The organism is Streptomyces sp. NPDC059355 (assembly GCF_042752335.1).
Lineage (GTDB): Bacteria > Actinomycetota > Actinomycetes > Streptomycetales > Streptomycetaceae > Streptomyces.
In genome coordinates this window covers 1-19,739 of record NZ_JBHYXN010000078.1, presented here as the reverse complement: position 1 = coordinate 19,739, position 19,739 = coordinate 1, and the positions used below count along the sequence as shown (strand labels likewise).

13 protein-coding genes and 1 pseudogene are annotated in these 19,739 nt (G+C 71.7%); 6 read left to right on the top strand and 8 right to left on the bottom strand.

Annotated features, from left to right (window positions below):
• Positions 1-128: 128 nt before the first annotated feature.
• The 3 genes from ACFXGI_RS37860 to ACFXGI_RS37850 all read right to left on the bottom strand — a co-directional run bounded on the left by ACFXGI_RS37860 (position 129) and on the right by ACFXGI_RS37850 (position 5,513).
• A complete protein-coding gene (locus tag ACFXGI_RS37860; protein ID WP_384717351.1) occupies positions 129-4,562 on the bottom strand; it encodes a hypothetical protein in 4,434 nt (1,477 codons plus the stop codon).
• 79 nt (positions 4,563-4,641) lie between these two features.
• Positions 4,642-4,989, bottom strand: a complete 348-nt coding sequence (locus ACFXGI_RS37855) for a hypothetical protein (RefSeq protein WP_384717348.1) — start codon at positions 4,987-4,989, stop codon at positions 4,642-4,644.
• A gap of 164 nt (positions 4,990-5,153) precedes the next feature.
• On the bottom strand, positions 5,154-5,513 hold the full coding sequence (locus tag ACFXGI_RS37850) for a peptidoglycan-binding protein (protein ID WP_384717344.1): 360 nt from the start codon (positions 5,511-5,513) through the stop codon (positions 5,154-5,156).
• Between the two features lie 468 nt (positions 5,514-5,981).
• Between ACFXGI_RS37850 and ACFXGI_RS37845 the strand changes: the two genes are divergently transcribed.
• On the top strand, positions 5,982-7,232 hold the full coding sequence (locus tag ACFXGI_RS37845; protein WP_384717341.1) for a YhgE/Pip domain-containing protein: 1,251 nt from the start codon (positions 5,982-5,984) through the stop codon (positions 7,230-7,232).
• Positions 7,233-7,311: 79 nt separating this feature from the next.
• Here the strand turns inward: ACFXGI_RS37845 and ACFXGI_RS37840 are convergent, their stop codons facing one another.
• The 4 genes and pseudogenes from ACFXGI_RS37840 to ACFXGI_RS37825 form a co-directional block, all read right to left on the bottom strand.
• On the bottom strand, positions 7,312-8,466 hold the full coding sequence (locus ACFXGI_RS37840; protein WP_384717354.1) for a homoserine O-acetyltransferase: 1,155 nt from the start codon (positions 8,464-8,466) through the stop codon (positions 7,312-7,314).
• A 23-nt stretch (positions 8,467-8,489) separates the two neighbouring features.
• On the bottom strand, positions 8,490-9,851 hold the full coding sequence (locus tag ACFXGI_RS37835) for a bifunctional o-acetylhomoserine/o-acetylserine sulfhydrylase (RefSeq protein WP_384717338.1): 1,362 nt from the start codon (positions 9,849-9,851) through the stop codon (positions 8,490-8,492).
• Positions 9,852-10,355: 504 nt separating this feature from the next.
• Positions 10,356-11,775: pseudogene (locus tag ACFXGI_RS37830) on the bottom strand (hypothetical protein).
• A gap of 418 nt (positions 11,776-12,193) precedes the next feature.
• A complete protein-coding gene (locus tag ACFXGI_RS37825) occupies positions 12,194-12,373 on the bottom strand; it encodes a hypothetical protein (protein WP_384717335.1) in 180 nt (59 codons plus the stop codon).
• Positions 12,374-12,973: 600 nt separating this feature from the next.
• Here ACFXGI_RS37825 and ACFXGI_RS37820 point away from each other — a divergent pair.
• The 3 genes from ACFXGI_RS37820 to ACFXGI_RS37810 all read left to right on the top strand — a co-directional run bounded on the left by ACFXGI_RS37820 (position 12,974) and on the right by ACFXGI_RS37810 (position 15,608).
• On the top strand, positions 12,974-14,641 hold the full coding sequence (locus tag ACFXGI_RS37820; protein WP_384717332.1) for a M4 family metallopeptidase: 1,668 nt from the start codon (positions 12,974-12,976) through the stop codon (positions 14,639-14,641).
• A gap of 131 nt (positions 14,642-14,772) precedes the next feature.
• Positions 14,773-15,243, top strand: a complete 471-nt coding sequence (locus ACFXGI_RS37815) for a poly-gamma-glutamate hydrolase family protein (protein WP_384717329.1) — start codon at positions 14,773-14,775, stop codon at positions 15,241-15,243.
• On the top strand, positions 15,243-15,608 hold the full coding sequence (locus tag ACFXGI_RS37810; protein WP_384717326.1) for a poly-gamma-glutamate hydrolase family protein: 366 nt from the start codon (positions 15,243-15,245) through the stop codon (positions 15,606-15,608). Before ACFXGI_RS37815 ends, ACFXGI_RS37810 begins: the two co-directional genes overlap by 1 nt.
• Positions 15,609-15,779: 171 nt before the next feature.
• Here ACFXGI_RS37810 and ACFXGI_RS37805 read toward each other — a convergent pair whose 3' ends face one another.
• Positions 15,780-16,889, bottom strand: a complete 1,110-nt coding sequence (locus ACFXGI_RS37805; protein WP_384717323.1) for a C40 family peptidase — start codon at positions 16,887-16,889, stop codon at positions 15,780-15,782.
• A 220-nt stretch (positions 16,890-17,109) separates the two neighbouring features.
• Here ACFXGI_RS37805 and ACFXGI_RS37800 point away from each other — a divergent pair, with 220 nt between their 5' ends.
• Together ACFXGI_RS37800 and ACFXGI_RS37795 are read left to right on the top strand one after the other, a co-directional pair.
• The gene (locus tag ACFXGI_RS37800) at positions 17,110-18,588 is read left to right on the top strand and encodes a serine/threonine-protein kinase (protein ID WP_384717320.1); all 1,479 of its coding nucleotides are present in this window, start codon (positions 17,110-17,112) and stop codon (positions 18,586-18,588) included.
• Positions 18,589-18,702: 114 nt separating this feature from the next.
• Positions 18,703-19,668, top strand: coding sequence for an amidohydrolase family protein (locus ACFXGI_RS37795; RefSeq protein ID WP_384717317.1), 966 nt, complete (start codon positions 18,703-18,705; stop codon positions 19,666-19,668).
• The last annotated feature ends 71 nt before the right edge of the window (positions 19,669-19,739 follow it).

Below are 19,739 nucleotides of genomic sequence, written 5' to 3'. Positions count from 1 at the left end.
CGGTCGCCCCCCGCCCCCTGCACCGCGCCCACCTCTCGGGCGCGGTCGGGGTCGGTCCCCGGTCGGAACCGGGTCGCCGGGGGGGGAGGGGCGGGGGAGAGGTTCCCCGGCAGGCCCCCGCCGGTCGGCTAGGGCAGGTCGCAGCTCGTGGGGCCGCAGTTGGCGAAGCCGGGCACGTCGAGAAAGTAGGCGTCCCCGTCGTGCAGGCGCATGGCCGTCGTGAAGCGGCCGATCTCACCTCCCGCGCCGGTGTTCTGGAGCAGCGGGATGCTTCCGCGGCCGCACGGCTCCTGCCAGGTCGGCAAGTTGAAGTTGGTGTCGTACTTCAGCTGCCAGCGGTTCCCGGACTTCTCGGCGTAGAACTGCGCGCATTCCTTCCCGGACGTGAGCGTGCTGCCGCCGCTCTCCCGCGACTTCGCGAACGGGTACTCGTCGCACGACGGTTTGTCGGCCGTGCCCGTCGGATGCGGGATGAACGTGCTGTCGCAGATCTTGTCCCTGTTCCTCTGCGCCGCCGTCTCGTCGGCCAGGCGGTGCAGCGGGCTGTTGTACTTCTTGCTGCCGGGATGGCTCTTCAGCTTCTCCATCAGCAGCCAGTACAGGGCGTTCGCCGCCGGACGCTTGGCCGTGTTGAGCGTACGGGTGGGGATGTACCGATTGAAGACGCAGCCGGGCTTGGTCTGCGGCACTTCCTCATTGCCCATGATCACGTCGCAGCGCACCGCGGCGTCCGGATCCGACCAGTTCAGGATGCCGGTGTCGGGCGAGGACGGCGTGCGGAACGTGAACTGCCAGGACAGGTTCAGCTGGCTGACACCGGTCGTGCCGGTCCAGTACTGGGCGGCGCCGACGGTCGACGAGTGCTGGTCGACACCGGTCACCCAGGTCGGCGAACCGTTCCACAGCACCTTGCCGGTGGTGCAGGCACCGGTGCACTTGGGCACCCACTCCACCGTCACGCTGGCGAGCGCCGGGTCCACCTTCAACGCGTTGATCGTGATGGTCTGGTCGATGCTGTTTTCGTCCTTGTACAGCTGGATGCGCTGTTCGATGTTCCAGAAGGCGCTCCCCACGGGCCTGCCGTTGTTCAGCAGCACCACCTCGATGGGCGTCGTGTTCGCGAAGCAGGCGAGGTAGCGGTTGAAGACGTTCTGCCGCAGCGGACACGACGCTCCGGCGGCCGGGGCAGCCGCGCCCGGGGCGGCCGTGTCCCCCGCAGACGGCGCCTGGGCGGGTCCACCTTGTGCGGGAGCCGCCGCCGGCGCGCCTTGCCGTACGCACAGCGACTTGCCCGCCTTGGCCTTCTTCATCGCGTCCGCGCAGCTCTGCGGGGTTTCGGCGGCGGCGCTGCTCAGTGCCTTGGCCGCCCCGGGAAGCGTCGCCGACGTGAAGACGGGAGCGGACGCCGGATCCAGCGGCTGGACGTCGTAGTCGATGTCCGGCGCGTTCGGGTCGTCGTCCGGGAAGGAGATCGACGGCATGCCGGAGTAGTCGCCGGGGACGAACGCGACGGCGTCGAACGCGATGTCGTCGCTGCCGTTCCCCTGGATGCTCCAGCTGCTCAGCCGGACCTCGGGAACGGACTGGTCGAACTGGTACGCGCCCAGCTCCACCCACCGATTGGTCCCCTTCGCCCCTGCCAGCAGCTGGTTGAGCGGCGCGACACGTTGCCAGCCCTGCGCCGTCTTGACCTCGTACGTGGCCTCCTGGGTCTGGGATCCGTGGTCGGGCAGATGGACGAGGACCTTTGCCTGGCCTCCGGGCATGGGCCTGCCGAGGTTCCACGTACCGGTGAGCTTCAGCCGCCGGCCCGTCTCGTCGTCCGCGCGCGCGTGCCCGAACCAGAAGTGGCCGCCGAAACCCGCCCCGAGCTGGTGCAGGTCGATCTGGGCGGACTCGGAGCCGAAGTCGAGGCTGAACGTGCCCGTGGTGGTGGGCACGGTGCAGGCGGGCCGGTGCACCGGGGTTCCGGCGGGGACGTCGTCGACGATCAGGGCATCGGCCGGAAGCCCCCCGACGCCGCAGTTGGGCGGGTACGCCGTACCGTCCGCCTCTTCCGGATAGGTGGCGTTGAACCGCAGGGTCTCGTTGCCGCACTCGCCGTTGGCGCAGTTCTTCCACGTCACGGGCTGATGCCACCAGCAGTAGAGGTCGTCACGGGTACAGGCGCCCTTGCCGGGATCGTTGCTGTCGTCCGGGCCGATCTTGGAAGGGTCGCACTGGTTGTCCGCCGTGCAGAAGAGCCCCTCCGGCGGCTTGACCATGGTGCGGTAGTAGTCGTTGTTCCACCAGGCCTGCCGGTACCCGGCGACCATCGTGCCCGGGGACTCCATCGCCGACAGCGGCCGGGCGGCCCAGCCCAGCACCTTCTCCTGGTACGGCCAGTCCTGCGGGTGCGCGGCGTCGGCGTAGTTGTCCCCACCGCCGGCCGCCTGCAGGAAGGGCCTGCGGTTCGCCTTCCACAGCGGATTGGCCGGGTTGTTGGTGAACCCCAGTCCCCAGGCGCCGTGGTTGTCGCCGGCCTTGGACTGGGGGTAGAAGCCGGAGTTGTACGCCCACAGGGCGAAGAACCAGTTCTCCAGGTACTTCGGATCCCCGTTGTTGACGACCAGCCCCGCGCGGCGGGTGTCGTTCCACTTGTCGGCGAGGATGTTCACGCCTGCGGCGATGTTGGCCGTGTAGTCGAGCGCCACGGCCTCCTGCCGGGTGACGCTCATCGCCGTCTCGCCCGTCTTCTCCTTCCCCGCGAGGCGCATGCCGTCGGTGACCTGCGTGACGCCGTAGCCGCAGTCCGCCTCGGACCAGTTGATGCCCCAGGGGTCGATCTGCTGCCCGCTGGAGGCGTACTTGATGCCGTAGTAGTTCCCGATCAGCGCGTTGCCCGTGACCCCGGGAACCACCACGCGGGAGGCCTGCCACATGTTGGATTCCTGCGCGGTGATGCCGAGCATCACCTGGGCGGGGATGCGGCCGCCGCCGTCGAGGTCGTGGAGCGGGAAGAGGAACTGGGGCTGGTACGCCGCCATGCCCAGGTTCTTCCAGTTCGCGGGCCGGGAGATCCACTTGTTGAGGTTCCCGGTGATCGCCTGGTCCACCGCCCATTCGACCTGGCGCGGTTTGGGCTGCATCGCCTGCTTGGCCGGGTCGTTGCGGGCGACCGCGCAGTAGCGCTGGGCGTCGTCGAAGCCGCCGCCTGCCGCGGCACCGGCCGCCGCGACACCGCCTGCCGTGACTCCGGCCGCCGCTGCCGCGGCCTGTCCCCTTGCGCGGGCCGCCGTGCCGGGGCCGGCGTCAGGACCGGGCAGTGCCGGGGAGCGCCGGGAGCCCTCGTCGGAGGTGTTGAGGGCTCCCGCGTTCGGTCCGACCGTGAAGCCGTACGGCTTGCCCGTGGCCGCCGTCGCCAGGGTGACGGCCGCCGGCCGGCCGGGCGACGAGGTGGCCATGGCGTTTCCGTCGGCCCAGGCCGTCCTGGTGACGAGGGACTCGCCCCGGGTCGTGGCCACGGAGTCCGCCGGGGCGTCCGGTCGCAGGTGCACCGTGGCCGGGAGCGTCGCGGCCGCCTTCGCCTTGCCCGTGACGTACACGTGCCCGGTGGCACTGGACGTGAGGTCCATCCCCGTCAGATCACCGGTGGCCAGCAGCTCCGGCCCGGCCGGCGCCGCCGCGGGCGGGGCGGGCGCTGCCGCCGTGAAGGGGATGCGGCTCACGGTCGCCGGAGCCGTCGCCGCGACGCGCAGCACCCGGCCGGTCGAGCCCGCCTTCCGGCCCCGGTCCATGTAGACGACGCCGCCCTGCGCGTCGGGCTTGAGGAGGAAGGGGATCGCCTGTGTACGGGCGATCTGGGTGCGGTTGCCGTCGGCGGTGATCCGTACCAGGCGGTTGGCGTCCGCCGCGACGATCGCGTCGCCCACCGGGACGGCGGACGTGACCTGCCCGGCCAGTTCCAGGGGCCGGGCCGCCGTACCGGTCGCGGCGTCGACGGTGATCAGGCGGGTGGCATTGCGGCTCTCGCCGCCGGCCTGGGTGAAGACGGCCTTATCGCCGGTGCCGCAGCCCGGGGAGAAGTACGCGAGCGACACCTGGTGGGCCAGTTTGGTGACGGCGCCCGTCTCGAGGTTCACGACGGCGGCGAAGGCTCCGCGCGCCATGAGATCCGGCTTGTTGGTGAACGTACGGGGCGCGTACGCGACGACGGCCCGCGTACCGGAGCCGGTGACGCAGGCGTTGCCTATCCAGGTGTCGGCGTCGAAGCCGGGCTCCGACAGGGTGGCTGCCGTGCGCCACGCGTACCCGTCGCGTTTGACCGCCGTCAGGACATGGAAGCCGGTGCCGTCGCCGCTGGTGGTCCAGGCCCGGTCGGCCGACTTCTGCCAGCCCTTGCCCAGGACCTTGTCGCGGTCCGGGGCGGGTATGCGCATCGGGTCGGCGGCCGCCTTGGCCGAGGGCACCGGTGCGGGCGTGCCCGAGTCCTGGGCCCGAGCGGTCGTGTGGAGCAGCGCGCTGAGTGTGACCCCGGCGGCCAGGGCCGCGAGGGGCGCACGCGCTCTGCGGTGCAACTTCATCTCTCTCCTTCGGAGTTGATGCGGGCGCGCCGGGGCGACCGGACGAGTGGATCAGCCCCGGGCCCCCGCGGCGGGGGCGCTAGGTCGTGTCGTCAAAGTCCCGTCTGGCCGGCGGGGCCTGGCACGCACGCTCGCTTGGCCGCGGCGGACCTGCCGCGGCCGACACCTGCGCGGCGACGGTCAGGGAACGGTCGAGGGCCTGACGGTCGGCGTCCAGCGCGCCTCTGTGCCCGGCGATGGACTCTTGCTGGACGCGGACTTCCGCCGCGTGCCAGGTCTCGGTGACGTGTCCGGCGGTGCGGCAGCCCGGGTCCGCCACGGCTGTGGCGGTCTCCACCGAGGCCACGGTGTGATCGGGCCGAGGCCGGAAACGCGGGTCGTGGTCGGCGTCCATCGGCTTGGCGTAGGTGAAGTCCTTCTCCGCCATGCAGCGCGACCACCGCCCGCTCTGGAGCTGTGGAACTGGAACTGGAACCGGAGCTTGCCACGGAGGTCGATCACGCGAGGGTTCCCGACTGCCGGGTCACCGCTCGCCCGCGGTGAGCAGCCGCACGATGTGGCAGGACAGCGGCTCACCCCGGCGGCAGCCGGTCAGCAGATGGTCTGGGCGGTGGTGCTCCAGCGGTCCAGCAGGTTCCACGTGACCGGACCGACGATCCCGTCGACGTCGATGTCCATGCAGTCGCTGTTCTGGAACCTGATCACGGCGTTGTACGTCTGCTGTCCGAAGATCCCGTCGACGTCGAGGTTGCTCCAGCGCAGGTTGCGGTTCAGCTCGCACTGCAAGGCCTTGACCGCGGGGCCGCTGTCGCCGTACCGGAGCATCGGCTCGTCGGTGGTGTACTGCCCGCAGACCGCTCCGGGACGGGCGGCGGAGGCGGCGGGTGCGGTGGCCAGGCCGAGTCCCGCGATCAGTACGGCGGTGCCGAGGGCGGTGAGCCTTCTGCGCATCAGGGCTTCTCCTCTTGCGTGGTGAGGCCGTGTCAGCAGCCCGGCCATGACGAACCGCGGCTGGGATGTGCGGCGGCAGGGAGGACTGTTCCACACCGGGTACGGCCCTACGGACCCCCGGCGGTCCCAGGGAAGAAGTCGGGCACTTCCCTGGGACGGGACACCCGTCCCAGGCCCGTGACCAGCACCCTCTCGCCCGAACCCACCCCACCGCGGGACACTCGCACCACCCCCGGGACCCCCGGACGCCGCGAGCCCGGCCTGATCGACAAGACACCCCCTAGTGCATCGGAGGGAGGCGGGCGAGGCGGGGCGCGGGCACGGGGGGTGGGGGAGGGCATGCTGGGGTGTCGTCGGCCAAGGGCTTCGCCCGGTCGTCGACTCGACCGCTGCCGCCGACCGCCTGCCACTGACCGCCGACCGCCGACCGTCGTTCGATGCCCGCCCACCGGGAAGCAACGGAGACCCATGTCCGCGCCCGCCGCCCCCGAAGCCACCGCCGCGACCCTGCTGCGCCGCCCTCAGATCTGGGTGGTCCCCACCATCCTCACGGGACTCCTCGCCCTCCTGCTGTCCCTGCTCTACATGGGCGGCATCGTCAATCCCAACGGGCACCTCCGCGACCTGCCGATCGCTCTCGTCGACGACGACACCGGAAAGCAGGACCTCGGCGGGCAGGTCACCGCCGCCATCGCCTCCGACACCGCGGGCGGCAAGGCCGACTGGCGCGTGATGACCCGTGCCCAGGCCCAGGACCAGCTCGACTCGGGGAAGGTCTACGGCGCACTCGTGGTCCCGGCCGGATTCTCGGAAGCCGTCGCCGCGCTGACCACGTCCGGGGCCACCCACCGGCCGACCATGATCGTGCTCACCAACCCCGGCAAGGGCAGCCTCGGATCCTCCCTGGCGAGCCAGATCAGCACCAAGGCGGCCCACAGCGCGTCGCAGTCGGTCGGCCGCCGGCTCACACAGGCCGCCGGCGCCCAGGCGAGCCCGACGACGAAGGTGCTGCTCGCCGACCCGGTCGACGTGGTCACCCAGGTCGGGCACCCCGTCGGCACCCACAGCGGTCTCGGCCTTTCAGCCTTCTACTACACCCTGCTGCTGGTCCTCGCCGGGTTCATGGGCGGCAACGTCATCAGCAATGGCGTCGACACCGCCCTCGGCTACGCCGACAACGAGATCGGCCCGTGGCACACCCGGCGTCCGACCGTACCCATCAACCGCACACAGACGCTGATGCTCAAGATGGTGATGACCGCGGGCATCACGCTGGTCAGCTCCGCACTCGTGATGCTGGCCTGCATCACGATCCTGGGGATGGACGCCTCCCACCTGCCGCTGCTGTGGATCTACTCCTACTGCGCGGCCCTCGCGGTCGGCCTGGGGGTCCAGGCCATCAACGCCGCCTTCGGCGGGATCGGTCAACTGGTCTCCATGTTCGTGTTCATCGTGCTCGGCCTGCCGTCGTCGGGCGCCACCGTCCCCCTCAACGCGGTCCCCGCGTTCTACCGGTTCCTGTCCTACTTCGAACCGATGCGCCAGCTCAGCGACGGCGTACGCGCCATCCTCTACTTCGACGCCCGCGGCGACGCCGGACTCACCCGCTCGTGGATCATGATCGCGATCGGCATCGTCCTGGCACTGCTGTTCGGCTTCGCCATGACCAGGTACTACGACCGCAAGGGCCTCAAGCGCCTCACGCCCCAGCCTGCGTGAACCGGAGGGCCGGTGGCTCCCACGACGATCCGCCGGACCCGTTTCCGTACCGGGGGACCGGCGCACTGCGTCCACCCCGTCACCGCGCCCGCGGCTCCGCCGCTGCGCCCTCCAGCAGTTCCCGTACCAGCCCTCCGACCTGCTCGGTCTCCAGCAGGAATCCGTCGTGCCCGTAAGGGGAGCGGACGACCCGGACCTCGTCCGCCGACGCAATCCCCGCCGCCAGCTCCTCCTGCTGCGCGAGGGGGTAGAGGCGGTCGGAGTCCACCCCGGCCACCACCGTCCGGGCCCGCACCCGGGCGAGGGCGGCGTGCGTGCCGCCGCGGCCCCGTCCGATGTCGTGGGTGTTCATGGCCTCGACCAGGGCCACGTAGCTGGCCGCGTCGAACCGCCGCACGAGCTTGTCGGCCTGGTGGTCGAGGTACGACTCGACGCGGTACCGGCCGCCGAGCCGGGGCTGCTCCCCGGCCTGGGCCTCGTGGCCGAAGCGGCTCTGCAGTTCCCCGGCCGACCGGTAGGTGATGTGTGCGATGCGGCGGGCGATGCCCAGACCCGTGTGCGGCCCCCGCCCGGGTCCGGCGCCGTGGTAGTCGCCGCCCCGCCAGTGGGGGTCGGCGCGGATCGCGTGCAGCTGCGCGCCGGCCCAGGCGATCTGCTCCGCGCTCGCCGCCGCCGGGCAGGCGAGCAGCAACAGCGCGGCCACGCGCCGGGGTTCCCCGACCGCCCACTCCAGCGCCCGCATGCCGCCCATGGAGCCGCCGATCACCAGGGCCCAGCGCCCGATGCCGAGCGCGTCGGCGAGTCCGACCTCGGCCCGTACCTGGTCGCGCTGTGACAGACGCGGGAAGGCGCTGCCCCAGGCGCCCCCGCCGGGGCCGGGGGAGGCGGGCCCCGAGCTTCCCTGGCAGCCGCCCAGTACGTTCGGCGCCACCACGAACCACCGGTCGGTGTCGAGTGCGCGGCCCGGACCGACCAGCGCGTCCCACCAGCCCGCGGTCGGGTGGCCGGGGCCTGCGGCGCCGGCGACGTGGCTGTCCCCGGTCAGCGCGTGCAGGACAAGGACGGCGTTCGAACGGTCGGGCGCGAGCCGCCCCCAGGTCTCGAACGCCAGCCGTACCCCCGGGAGCACGCCGCCCGCCTCCAGCGCCAGAGGTTGTGTGCGCCGGTACCACTGACGGCCCCCGGACGGGTCCCCTTCCCGCCACGCACCGGTGGCGGGAAGGGGGACCGCGATGGCCGGGGCCGCCCCGGCCGGGTTCAGGACGCTTCCTTCGCGGCGCGGAAGCCTGCCTCCAGGTCGGCCTTCAGGTCGGCCGCGTTCTCGATGCCGACCGACAGGCGCACGAGCCCCGCGGTGGTGCCGGTGGCGGCGAGCTGCGCCTCGTCGAGCTGGCTGTGGGTGGTGGACGCGGGGTGGATGACGAGGCTGCGTACGTCGCCGATGTTCGCGAGGTGGCTGAACAGTTCCAGTCCGTCCACGAACCGCCGGCCCGCCTCGACGCCTCCGCGCAGCTCGAACGAGAGGACGGCCCCGGCCCCGCGCGGCAGGTAGCGGCGCGCAGCCTCGTACCAGCGGTTGGACGGGAGGCCGGGGTAGTGCACCGCAGAGACCTCGTCACGCGCTTCGAGCCACTGCGCCAGTGCCAGGGCGTTCGACGAGTGCCGCTCCAGGCGCAGGCTCAGCGTCTCCACGCCCTGCAGGAGCAGGAACGCCGAGTGCGGTGCGATGGCGGGGCCGAGGTCCCGCAGCAGCTGCACGCGCAGCTTGACCGCGTACGCGCCCGCGCCGAGGGCGGGCCAGTAGCGCAGGCCGTGGTAGCTGGGGTCGGGCTCGGTGAAGTCGGGGAAGCGCTCGGGGTGCGCGCCGAAGTCGAAGGTGCCCGCGTCGACGACCACGCCGCCGATGGTGGTGCCGTGCCCGCCGAGGAACTTGGTGGCGGAGTGGACGACGACGTCCGCCCCGTGCTCGATGGGGCGCAACAGGTACGGCGTGGGAACGGTGTTGTCGACGATGAGCGGCAGCCCCGCCGTGTGCGCGACCTCGGCCACGCCGCGGACGTCGAGGACGTTGCCGCGCGGATTGCCGAGGGTCTCCGCGAACAGGGCCTTGGTGTTCGGGCGTACGGCGGCCCGCCAGGCGTCGAGGTCGTCGGGGTCCTCCACGAAGGACACCTCGATGCCGAACTTCGGCAGGGTGTGGCGGAACAGGTTGTACGTACCGCCGTAGAGGGAGGCGCTGGAGACGATGTGGTCGCCGGCCGAGGCCAGGTTCAGGATCGCCAGGGTCTCCGCGGCCTGCCCGGAAGCGAGGGCGACGGCCGCGACACCGCCTTCGAGGGAGGCTACGCGCTGCTCGAAGGCGTCCTGGGTGGGGTTGTGGATGCGGGTGTAGATGTTCCCCGGTTCGGCGAGGGAGAAGAGGTCGGAGGCGTGCTGGGTGTCACGGAAGACGAACGAGGTGGTCTGGTAGATCGGTACCGCGCGGGCACCGGTGGCCGGGTCGGAGGCGGTGCCGGCGTGGAGCTGCTTGGTCTCGAAGGACCAGGCCGGGGTCCCGGATCCGGCGGGCTCGCTCTCGGGGGTGTGGCCCGCGGTGACGGCGTCGATGGGCTGGCTCATGGGTCTCCTCGGCGGTGGGTGCGGATGGCGGGGCAGACGGGCGCAGGAAGCCGGAAGGGATGCGCGGCATCCTGTGCGGTGGTGCGGACATGGGCGGCCGGCGCGGCGGCGCGTGGGGTTCGCCTCAGGGCGCAGTCCGCCACGTGACCAGCGCGTCCGACAGCCGCGGCCGCAGCAGGCTGGGCGGGCGGGTACGCGGGTCCGCGTACGACTGGACCGCGTACGACGGGAATGTGGGGTGCTTGGTGAGAAGCGCGGGACGGTGCCGCGCGGCGCCGCGTCAGCCGGTGACGGGACAACCCGTGGTCGTGACACGCACGTAGTCGACGTGGCGACGGGTCACGAGTACGGTCATGGGCCCAGACAACCACAGACGGGGCGGGGCGCACCAGGTCTCTCGCCCGAACCGGTGAGACGCGCCACCGCGCCCGCATCGACGGGGAGTTCGTCGATGCGGGCGCGGGAAGCGATGCGGCCGACATCGCTTCGGGCAAGGTGTCGTGGTCAGCGCTTGGAGAAGCGGACCACTCCGGTTTCGGTGCCCTGGTGGAGGGTGCCGTCGGGGGCGGCCGTCCCCCGCATCTGGAGCGGGTTGTAGATCCAGTCCGATGCCCAGGTGGGAGCCGCTGAGCCGGGCGCCGGTGGCCGGGTCGATGACGGCGTGGTGGTACTGGGCGAAGGTGTTGAGGCCGGCGCTGCCGGTCGGCCCGGTCACCGAGACGGTGTAGATCTTGCCGTCGGCCAGCGAGCGGCGGGGCAGCGCGGCGGACTTCACCGGGCTGTTCCACACCACCTCGCAGCCCGTTCCCCGGTCGTTGACGTAGATCCGGCTGAGACCGCCGTCGAAGTTCGCGGAGGAGGGCCGGCTGGCCGGCGCGCCCTCGGGCAGGGCCGGGTAGGGGTAGCCGTAGGTGTTGGTGACGAAGACGCTGCGGCCGGAGGCGATGACGGCGTCCTCGGTGCCGCTGCGGGCGTGCTGGGTGAGTACGGGGATCCGGCAGATCGGGTCCGCTCCGCCGGCCGCCCGGTAGACGAGCAGGTTCGCGTGGGGGGCGGCGTTGTCGACGATGGTGACGTACTCGGTGCCGTTGCCCGGTCCGAAGAAGCTCGGGGTGGTGCCCGTGCCCCAGCTGAGCTGGCCGGGCTTGCGTGCCGGGCCGCGGTCGTAGGGGGCCCGCCAAGTCCACGACGGGTGTGCCGTCGGGGGCCGCGGAGAAGAGGTAGAGGGCGTGGTCGGTGGCGACGGCGGTGCGGCCGGGGACCGTGGAGATGCTGTTCTGGACGCCCTCGCCGGTGCTGATGCTGCGTACGGCCCCGGTGCCGGTGTCGACGGTCCCGATCACGCCGCCGCTCGTGGCGAACCACACCCTGCCGTCCCAGGCGGGGGTCAGGCCGACGATGTTGTGCCCGGCCGGGACGGCGTCGCCCAGGGGGTGGACTGGTCGATCCGGAGCGCCCATCCGGAACCGGAGCGGTGGTGGCCGATGCGCAGGAGGTCGTTGTCGTCGTCGACCACGACGAGGCGGTCGCCGTTGTCGAGGTAGGCGTAGACGCCGCCGAAGAGACTGCCCTTCGGCAGGGCGAGGGAGGCGAGGTCCGCTCCGGTGGCGGGGTCGAGCAGGTGGACGGTCGGCGTCTGGCCGAAGACGGTGGTGCACGGGGCCGTCACGTAGCCGTCGCCGCCCACGACCACGGTGGGGCAGGCCGAAGCCAGCGCCGTACGGGCGTAGTTGACGTCGGCTACCCCGGGCCCGGGGTAGCCGGTGGTGCCGCTGTCGCCGTGCATGGTCGCGGCGCCGTTGGCCGCGGTGGCCGGGTTCTGCGGCGGCTGCGGACCGTACGGGGCCACCGGGTCGGCGGCGGAGGCGGTGGCTCCGGTGAGGCCGGCGGCGCTGAGGGCCACGGCGAGGGAGCAGGCGAGCACGACGAGGCGCCCGCGGGCAGGGAAAACTGCATCAGGGGGTCCTCGGAACTGAAGGGGGAAGTAGCAGCTGCGGGGCGGCCGCGACAGGGCGGCGTACTGCGAACAGCGCTGCGTTCTGGGGGCGGTGGCGGGTGCCACGCCTGCCACGGGGGCCTACGGGCGTCGCGGGTGCGCCCGGCGCCGCGGGGTCGGCCGGCGTGGCCGCGGCCGATGGTGCGGCCGGACCCTCGGTTCCGTGCGGCGGTTGCTCCTCGGAACGGCTCCGGGAGGAACGCCAACCGCTGCCGGCGTGATCCGGATCTTGGCCGGGCAGCCTGCCACAGCCTGTTCATCCGGTTCACGTTTCCGCAGCACGTGTGCAACACGGAGCCGAAGACCGACGGGTGAGCACCGCCCCGTGAGGCCGGGCGGGGACGCCTCAGCCGCGCATGATCTCGGTCAGGCGGCCGCGCAGCCGGGCGAACTCGGGCGATGCCCGCAGCGCGGAGACGTCCGTGTCCGGCTCCCGGGCCAGGCCCGAGTGGAATCCGGCCTGTTCGGTGGAGCAGGGGAGGGGTTTCCGGCATGGGAAGACCTCGTCGACGCGGCAGCATGACACGAGTCATCGCCCAGGGAGGTGATACGTGTACACGAGCGGGAGGGCAGGCGGCGTGAGGCGCGCGGGAACGCGCGATCGCCCGTGCGATGTCAGAAGCGGCGGATCAGCGGATCAACAGCCGAGCGCACGGAGGTTGTCGGCCCGACACCGCATGGTCGAAACACGCGGCAGATCTACGTGACGACGCGATACGAGTACGGGGGCCATGGCCGCATCCGGTCGGCGCGCTCGGCCCGCATGCAAGCGCTGTCCGAATATGGGACGAAACCGTCCCGTATCGAGGACGCCTGCCGTGCACTCGGCCGGCTCACCGTGGGATGCCGCTGAGGGTGGTGAGCCACAGTCAGTTCCCTGTGATTCTGCGGAACTTCTTTTCCTGCATGTTGCCAATTCCTGTGGCATCTGTGTCGGCGCGTATCGGGATCTTGTCCATCCCGTGAAGAGGTGGGCGGCGAATCCGACATGAGTGGCCGAACCGCCATTTGCGCCCCGTGACATGTCCACGGCCTCCTGCGAGTCTCCGTGCTCATCAAGGCATTCCTCCTTGCAGAGGTGGACGGCGATCCCGTCCAACTCCCCACGACTCGCTGGAGAAAACGCATGTTCTCGATCACCCCCACCGCCGGCAGGGCTCGCCGCCTCGCCCTCGTGTCCGGCGCCGCCGTCCTCACCGGCAGCCTCCTCGCGGCCGGCGCATCCGCCGCGTCGGCGGGTGCCGTCCCGGAGCCCAACGAAGCCAACTCCCCTGCGGCAACCGCCGTATCGCTCGGCCTCGACGGCGAGGAGAAGCTGGTCGTCAAGGACGTCGTCAAGGACGCAGACGGCACGGTCCACACCCGCTACGAGCGCACCTACGCCGGTCTTCCGGTCCTCGGCGGCGACCTCGTCGTCCACAGCGGCGCCGACGGTGCCGTCACATCGGTCACCAAGGCCACCGAGGCCGACATCAAGGTCGCCTCGGTCACCCCGAAGCTGCCCCCGACCGCCGCCGATTCCGCCGCGGTCCAGGCTGCCGAGGCCGCGAACACCACGGGTGCCGCCACCGGCGAAGCCCCGCGCAAGGTCATCTGGGCCGCCGACGGCAAGCCCGTCCTCGCCTACGAGACCTTCGTCACCGGCACCCAGCGCGACGGCGTCACCCCGAGCCGACTGCGCGTCGTCACCGATGCCAACACCGGCCGGAAGCTGTACGAGGCCCAGCTGATCACCGACATAACCGACGGCATCACCGCCAAGAGCGGTTCCGTGGCCGCCACGCCGAGCAGTGCGGCGGCCGCCACGGCCGGTACCGGCGCCAGCCAGTACAGCGGCACCGTCAGCCTCAACACCACCAAGACGTCGTCGGGTTACTCCCTGGTCGACAGCGTGCGCGGCGGCTCCAGCACCGTGGACCTCAAGCACAAGACCAGCGGCAAGGGCACCGTCTTCACCGACGCGGACAACAAGTGGGGCACCGGCCTGCCCGCCAACAACCAGACCGCCGCCGTCGACGCCGCGTACGGCGCAGCCCAGACCTGGGACTTCTACAAGAACGTCCTGCACCGCAACGGCATCAAGAACGACGGACGGGCTCCGGTCTCCCGGGTCCACTACGGCAACGCCTACCAGAACGCCTTCTGGGACGACCAGTCCTTCACCATCACCTACGGCGACGGCGCGAGCAACCAGCACGCCCTGACCCAGCTCGACGTGGCCGGCCACGAGTTCAGCCACGGCGTCACCTCCGCCACCGCGAACCTGCAGTATTCCGGCGAGTCCGGCGGCCTGAACGAGGCCACCTCGGACATCTTCGGCACCGCGGTGGAGTGGAACGCGAACAACGCCCAGGACCAGGGCGACTACCTGCTCGGCGAGAAGATCGACATCTTCGGCAACGGCAAGCCGCTGCGCTACCAGGACAAGCCGAGCAAGGACGGCCGCGGCTCGGCCGACTACTGGAGCACCGATGTCGGCAACCTCGACGTGCACTACTCCTCCGGCGTCGCCAACCACTTCTTCTACCTGCTGGCCGAGGGCAGCGGCGCGAAGGACATCAACGGCGTGCACTACGACAGCCCGACCGTGGACGGCTCCACCGTCACCGGCATCGGCCGCGACAAGGCGGTTCAGATCTGGTACAAGGCGCTGACCGCGTACTTCACGTCCACCACCGACTACCACGGTGCCCGCGAGGGCACTCTGAAGGCGGCCACCGACCTCTACGGCGCGAACAGCGCCGAAGTCAACGCGGTGAACGCCGCCTGGGCCGGCGTGAACGTCAAGCCCTGACCGCCTGACCGCCTGACCGCTGAACCACGCAGCGCCGCGCCGGTGTGCAACCGGTGCGGCGCTGCCGCGTCTCGCCCGGACCCTGCCCGTCCACTTTCCGCCATGGCAGGGACATCGGTAATGATCACCGCATGAATCTCACCAGTCGGCGCAGTGTGCTGACCTCTGCGGCGGCGACGATCGCCACCCTGCCCCTGCTCAACGACCTGGCCGGAAACGGCAGTACGGCCGCAGCGGACGAGGGCACCACCGCTTCTCCCGTCCCGGAGCGCTTCTCCTCGAACACCGATCTCTACACCAGCGGTGACTTCAAGGAAGGAACTGACTGGACGCGCCGCTTCCGGTGCAGTGCCCGGCCCGACTTCGGTGACAATCTGCGGTCGTCCAGCATCGCCGTCCGCAGCACGGCGATCCTCGCCCCGCACGGTGGCGGCATCGAAGCGGGCACGAGCGAACTGTGCCTGGCCATCGCGGGCTACTCCCACAAGGAGGGGCCGGGTGCCACCATGCCCGCTCCCGTGACCGGGCTCGTACAGCGGGGTTCAGCCCCAAGGGCGGCCCGAAAAACCAGATCCTCATCGGCGGCCGTGACCGGCGGCTGATGGCCAACCTGGCCTGGGCCTTCGACAAGAACGGTCTGGTGCTCCGCGGCGACAACGCCGATCTGTCCGTCCAGGTGACCATGGCAGCGGCCGACTCGGAGATCAACGGCGATGACCCCCAGAACTTCGTGAACCGCACCCGCACCGGAGCCGGGGCCCAGCTGGAGATCTCCACCGAGCTCCGGCGGGCGATGTTCGGCACCTTCGACGGCGGGGAGAACCGCAGGGCCACCGCCGGCACGGGCAACGGCGTCACGACCAAGAACGAGGCCCATTTCTGGAACGGCTTCACGAACGCCGTCCGCGAGGCCATCGACGTGCACGAGCTCGGGATGGCGAAGCCCGCACCCGCCATCGGAGCCTGACGCCCCCGTCCACGAGGAACCACATGTCATCGGGACCGATGTCCTGACAGCGCGGCGGTAGCCCGCGCCCGGCGACCCCAGGGGGGTGGGGTCCGTCCCTCGGCGGCGGCAACTGGGAGATCGACGGGTTCGCGGCGCCCCATTTGCCGCAGGGCAGTCCCCTACGCCGCGTCAGCGGGTGAGGAAGCGGGTGGCGCCCACGTAGACGCGCCCGGTGGAACCGATGGGCTCCTCCCGGACGGGGTCCCCGGTACGAGGCGAGTTGATCATCATGGGTTCGCCGTCCCTCGTCCCCGTATAGATGCCGACGTGGGTGACCTCGGTGCCCGTGGCGGGCCGGAAGGCGACGATGTCGCCGGGCCTGAGGTCCTCCGTACCGTTGATCCGCACTCCCGCGGCCGAGCCCGCGGGAACCTGCCCGCCGCCCGCGTCGAACTGCGGCTGGGCGTCCCGGGGGATCGTCACGCCGAGGGCGGAGTAGACCTGGCCGGTGAGACCGGAGCAGTCGTAGCCGAATCCGGAGGTGCCCGACCACAGGTAGGGCAGACCCAGGAAGGCGCGTGCGGCGGCGACCACGTCCGCGCCGCTCGGTGCGGCCGGCACCCTCGCCAGGTCGCCGGCCCGGAAGAACAGCGGGCCACCGCCGGGGGAGTAGGCGGTGACGACTCCGGGCAGCGGGCCGGCTTTCACCGGGAAGGAGGTGTTGTACGAGTACTCGCCAGCCTGCCCGGATTCGTGGCCGGCCAGGGCGGCCCGGGCGGTGGCGTAGCCCCGGGCCGTGGGGCGGGTGACTCGTTCCTCGTGCGTACCGCCGGGCGCGCGCCGGTGCTCCGAGGTCAGTTGCCGGTCGGGAATCCAGCCGGGGTAGGCGCCCAGCCCCGCCTGGTCCCTGGGAGTGGGCTGGTCGTGCACCCATACGTGGTCCCAGAGCAGACCGCCGTGCCACTCGGTGCGGTCGACGGTCACGCGGCCGCCATGGAGAGCCTGCGTCTCCCCGGCGACCTCGCGCCGCTCGTCCAGGGACATGGTGGTCAGCCAGCTTCGGATGTCAGCGGGATTGGTGGTGGCCGGAGCGTCCACGGGCCGGACCTGTTCGGGGCTCACCCAGACCTGAGCGACCGTCACATCGACGTAGCAGGTCGGGGCGCCGTGGCAGGGGCGGGCGGCGGACGAAGGGGGGTCGGCCGCGGCGGTGGGGGCCGCGGGGAGTGCGGCGGCCGGAGCGGCGAGGGCGAGGAGCATCGCGGCGGTGGCCGTCAGGACGGTCTTCACGGAGTACATGCGTCGATCCTGTCCAGGGCGGCGCGGCCGCGAACCCCTGCGAACCCCTGTGACCCGGACGGCCCCCGCGGGTCGTGGGAATGACCGGGCGCGGTCCGCTCCGTGCCGTGGCCGACGGCACGGGGAGAAGGTGCCCCCCTCCGTTCCCGGTGCCCCAAGTCGCCTGGGCGGTGACGGCAGTTGTCTCGGCGCCACCCCTTCTCGGCCTATGGTGATCCCCGTGAACGCTACGGGCGGGGAATTGATCGGGGGTCGGTACCGGCTCCTGGAGCTGATCGGCCAAGGCGGCATGGGCCGGGTCTGGCGCGGGCGCGATGAGACGCTGGGCCGTGAGGTCGCGGTCAAGGAGGTCCTGCTCCCGCAGGGCGTCTCCGACGCCGAACGCGATCATCTCGTACAGCGGGTGCTCCGTGAGGCCCGCGCCAGCGCCCGCCTCAACCACCCGGGGATCATCACCGTGCACGACGTGGTCGAGCACGGGGGAGCGCCCGTGATCGTCATGGAGTACGTCATCGGGGTCTCCCTCGGCACCGCCCTCACGCGGAACGGACCGCTGCCGGTGCCGCAGGCCGCCGGGATGGCTCTGGCGATGCTCAAGGCGCTGCGCAGGGCCCACGAGGCCGGTATCGTCCACCGGGACCTCAAGCCCGACAACGTCCTGCTGATGGACGACCGGGTGATCATCACCGACTTCGGCATCGCACACATGGCGGACGCCACCACGGTGTTGACCCGGACCGGCATGGTGATGGGCACTCCCGCCTTCATGGCGCCCGAGCAACTGCTCGGACGGCCGCCGTCCCCGGCCAACGACCTGTGGGCCCTCGGAGCCACGCTCTACACCGCCGTGGAGGGCGAAGCGCCGTTCAGCGGCGAGACGTTCAGCGCGCTGTGCATCGCGGTGGCGACCCAGGACCCGCGTCCGGCCCTGCGGGCCGGAGCGCTGGCGCCGCTGCTGGCCGCTCTCCTGACCAAGGATCCGGACCGGCGGGCCACGGCGGAGATCGCCCTGGCCGAGCTGGAGCGGCTGGCGCACGGCAGCCGGCCCGGGCCTGCGGACGGCCCGGTGGATGCCCCGGCTCCGCCGCCGGCGTCCACCCCGAGGATGACGGCCCCGGCGGCCTCGGAGCCCGCCTTCGTACCGGCTCCGGCTCCGGCTCCGGTCCCGGCACCGGCACCGGTATTCGCCCCGCCCGCGGCCGAACCGCGGGCGGCCGGAACGCCGCAGGCCGCCAGTTCCGCGGTACCGCCGACCGCCGCCGCGGCCGTCGCCCCCGGGCCGTCGCCTTCGAGCCCGTCCCGCGCCCGGCTGATCCGCTTCGGCGGCTGCTTCGCCCTGCTGCTGCTGATCGGAACCCTGCTCCCGTGGAACTTCATGAAGCACTACCTCCGCGCTTTCAACATTCCGACCCTGGTCGTCCTGATCCTCTTCGCGCTCGGCCATGCCCTGCCCCGCCCCCGCTGGCGCCCCGAACGGGTCCTGCCCGTACTCGTCGTCGCCGACGCCGTCCTGTGGTTCACCCTCCAGCGACTCCTCGCCGCGGGGGTGCATCTGACGGACCTGGGAACCTCCTGGCACCCCGGGCTGATCGCCACCAACATGCTGATCTTCGCCACCGGCGCCTGGCTCCTGTGGTGGAAGGTGCCGGGCAGCCGTCCGGAGACCGCCCCCGCGGTGACCGCCACGCTCCGGAGTTGACAGGCGGAGGCCGCGCACCGAGGGCAGTCGCCCCGCGCGGCCTTATGGTCCACGCGAAGCCCGTCGAACGGCGAAGGCTTCGCCGGTACCCGTCCTCACGCCAGGAGCCTCCGCATGCCCGCACCCACCGGTCTGATCGACGTCCACCACCACGCCATCCCGCCCTTCTACGCTGAGGCCCTCGGCGACCGGAAGGCCATCCCCGGCGTGGACTACCCGACGTGGACCCCCGAGCAGAGCCTGGAGGTCATGGACGCCCACGGCATCGCCGCCTCCGTCCTGTCCATCACCGCCCCCGGTGTCACCTTCCTCGACGGCCCGGACGCCCCGAAGCTGGCCCGCCGCGTCAACGAGTACTTCGCCGAACTGGTCCGCGAGTACCCCACGCGCTTCGGCGCCTTCGCGATCCTGCCCCTGCCCGACGTGGCCGCCGCGCGCGAGGAGCTCCGCTACGCGCTCGACGAGCTCGGCCTGGACGGCGTCGGCGTCCTGACCTCGTACGGTCACCGCTACCTCGGCGACCCCGAGTTCGAGCCGCTCTTCGCGGAGATCGCCGAGCGCAGCGCGGCCGTCCACGTCCACCCGGCCGCCCCGCCCAGCCGCGACCTCGCCACCTTCGACCTGCCGGTCTCCCTCTACGAGTTCACCTTCGAGACCACCCGCACCGCGGCCAGCCTGCTCTTCAACGGCGTTCTCGACCGCCTGCCCGACCTGCGGATGATCCTTTCGCACGCAGGCGGCACCCTCCCGTTCCTGGCCCGCCGCCTCACCTACGGCACCACCATCGGCGCCTACCTGAAGGACCGCGCCCCGGAGGACGTCATCGGCACCCTCGGCCGTCTCCACTTCGACATCGCGATGTCCGCCAACGACTTCGCGCTCCCCGCCCTGACCCGCCTCACGGGCACGGACCACATCCTCTACGGCAGTGACTACCCCTTCATGCCGGCCGCCCACACCACCGAGAACACCAACGGATTCGCCGAGTTCGACGGCTGGACCGACGCCCAGCGCGCCGAGATCGGCCGCACCAACGCCCTCCGCCTCCTGCCCGCCCTGGCCGCCCGCCTCACCCCCTGAGAATCCGCCCCATGCCGGTCATGCCGGTCATGCCGCCGTCGCGGGCCGGGCCGGGCCGACCCGGCCCGGCC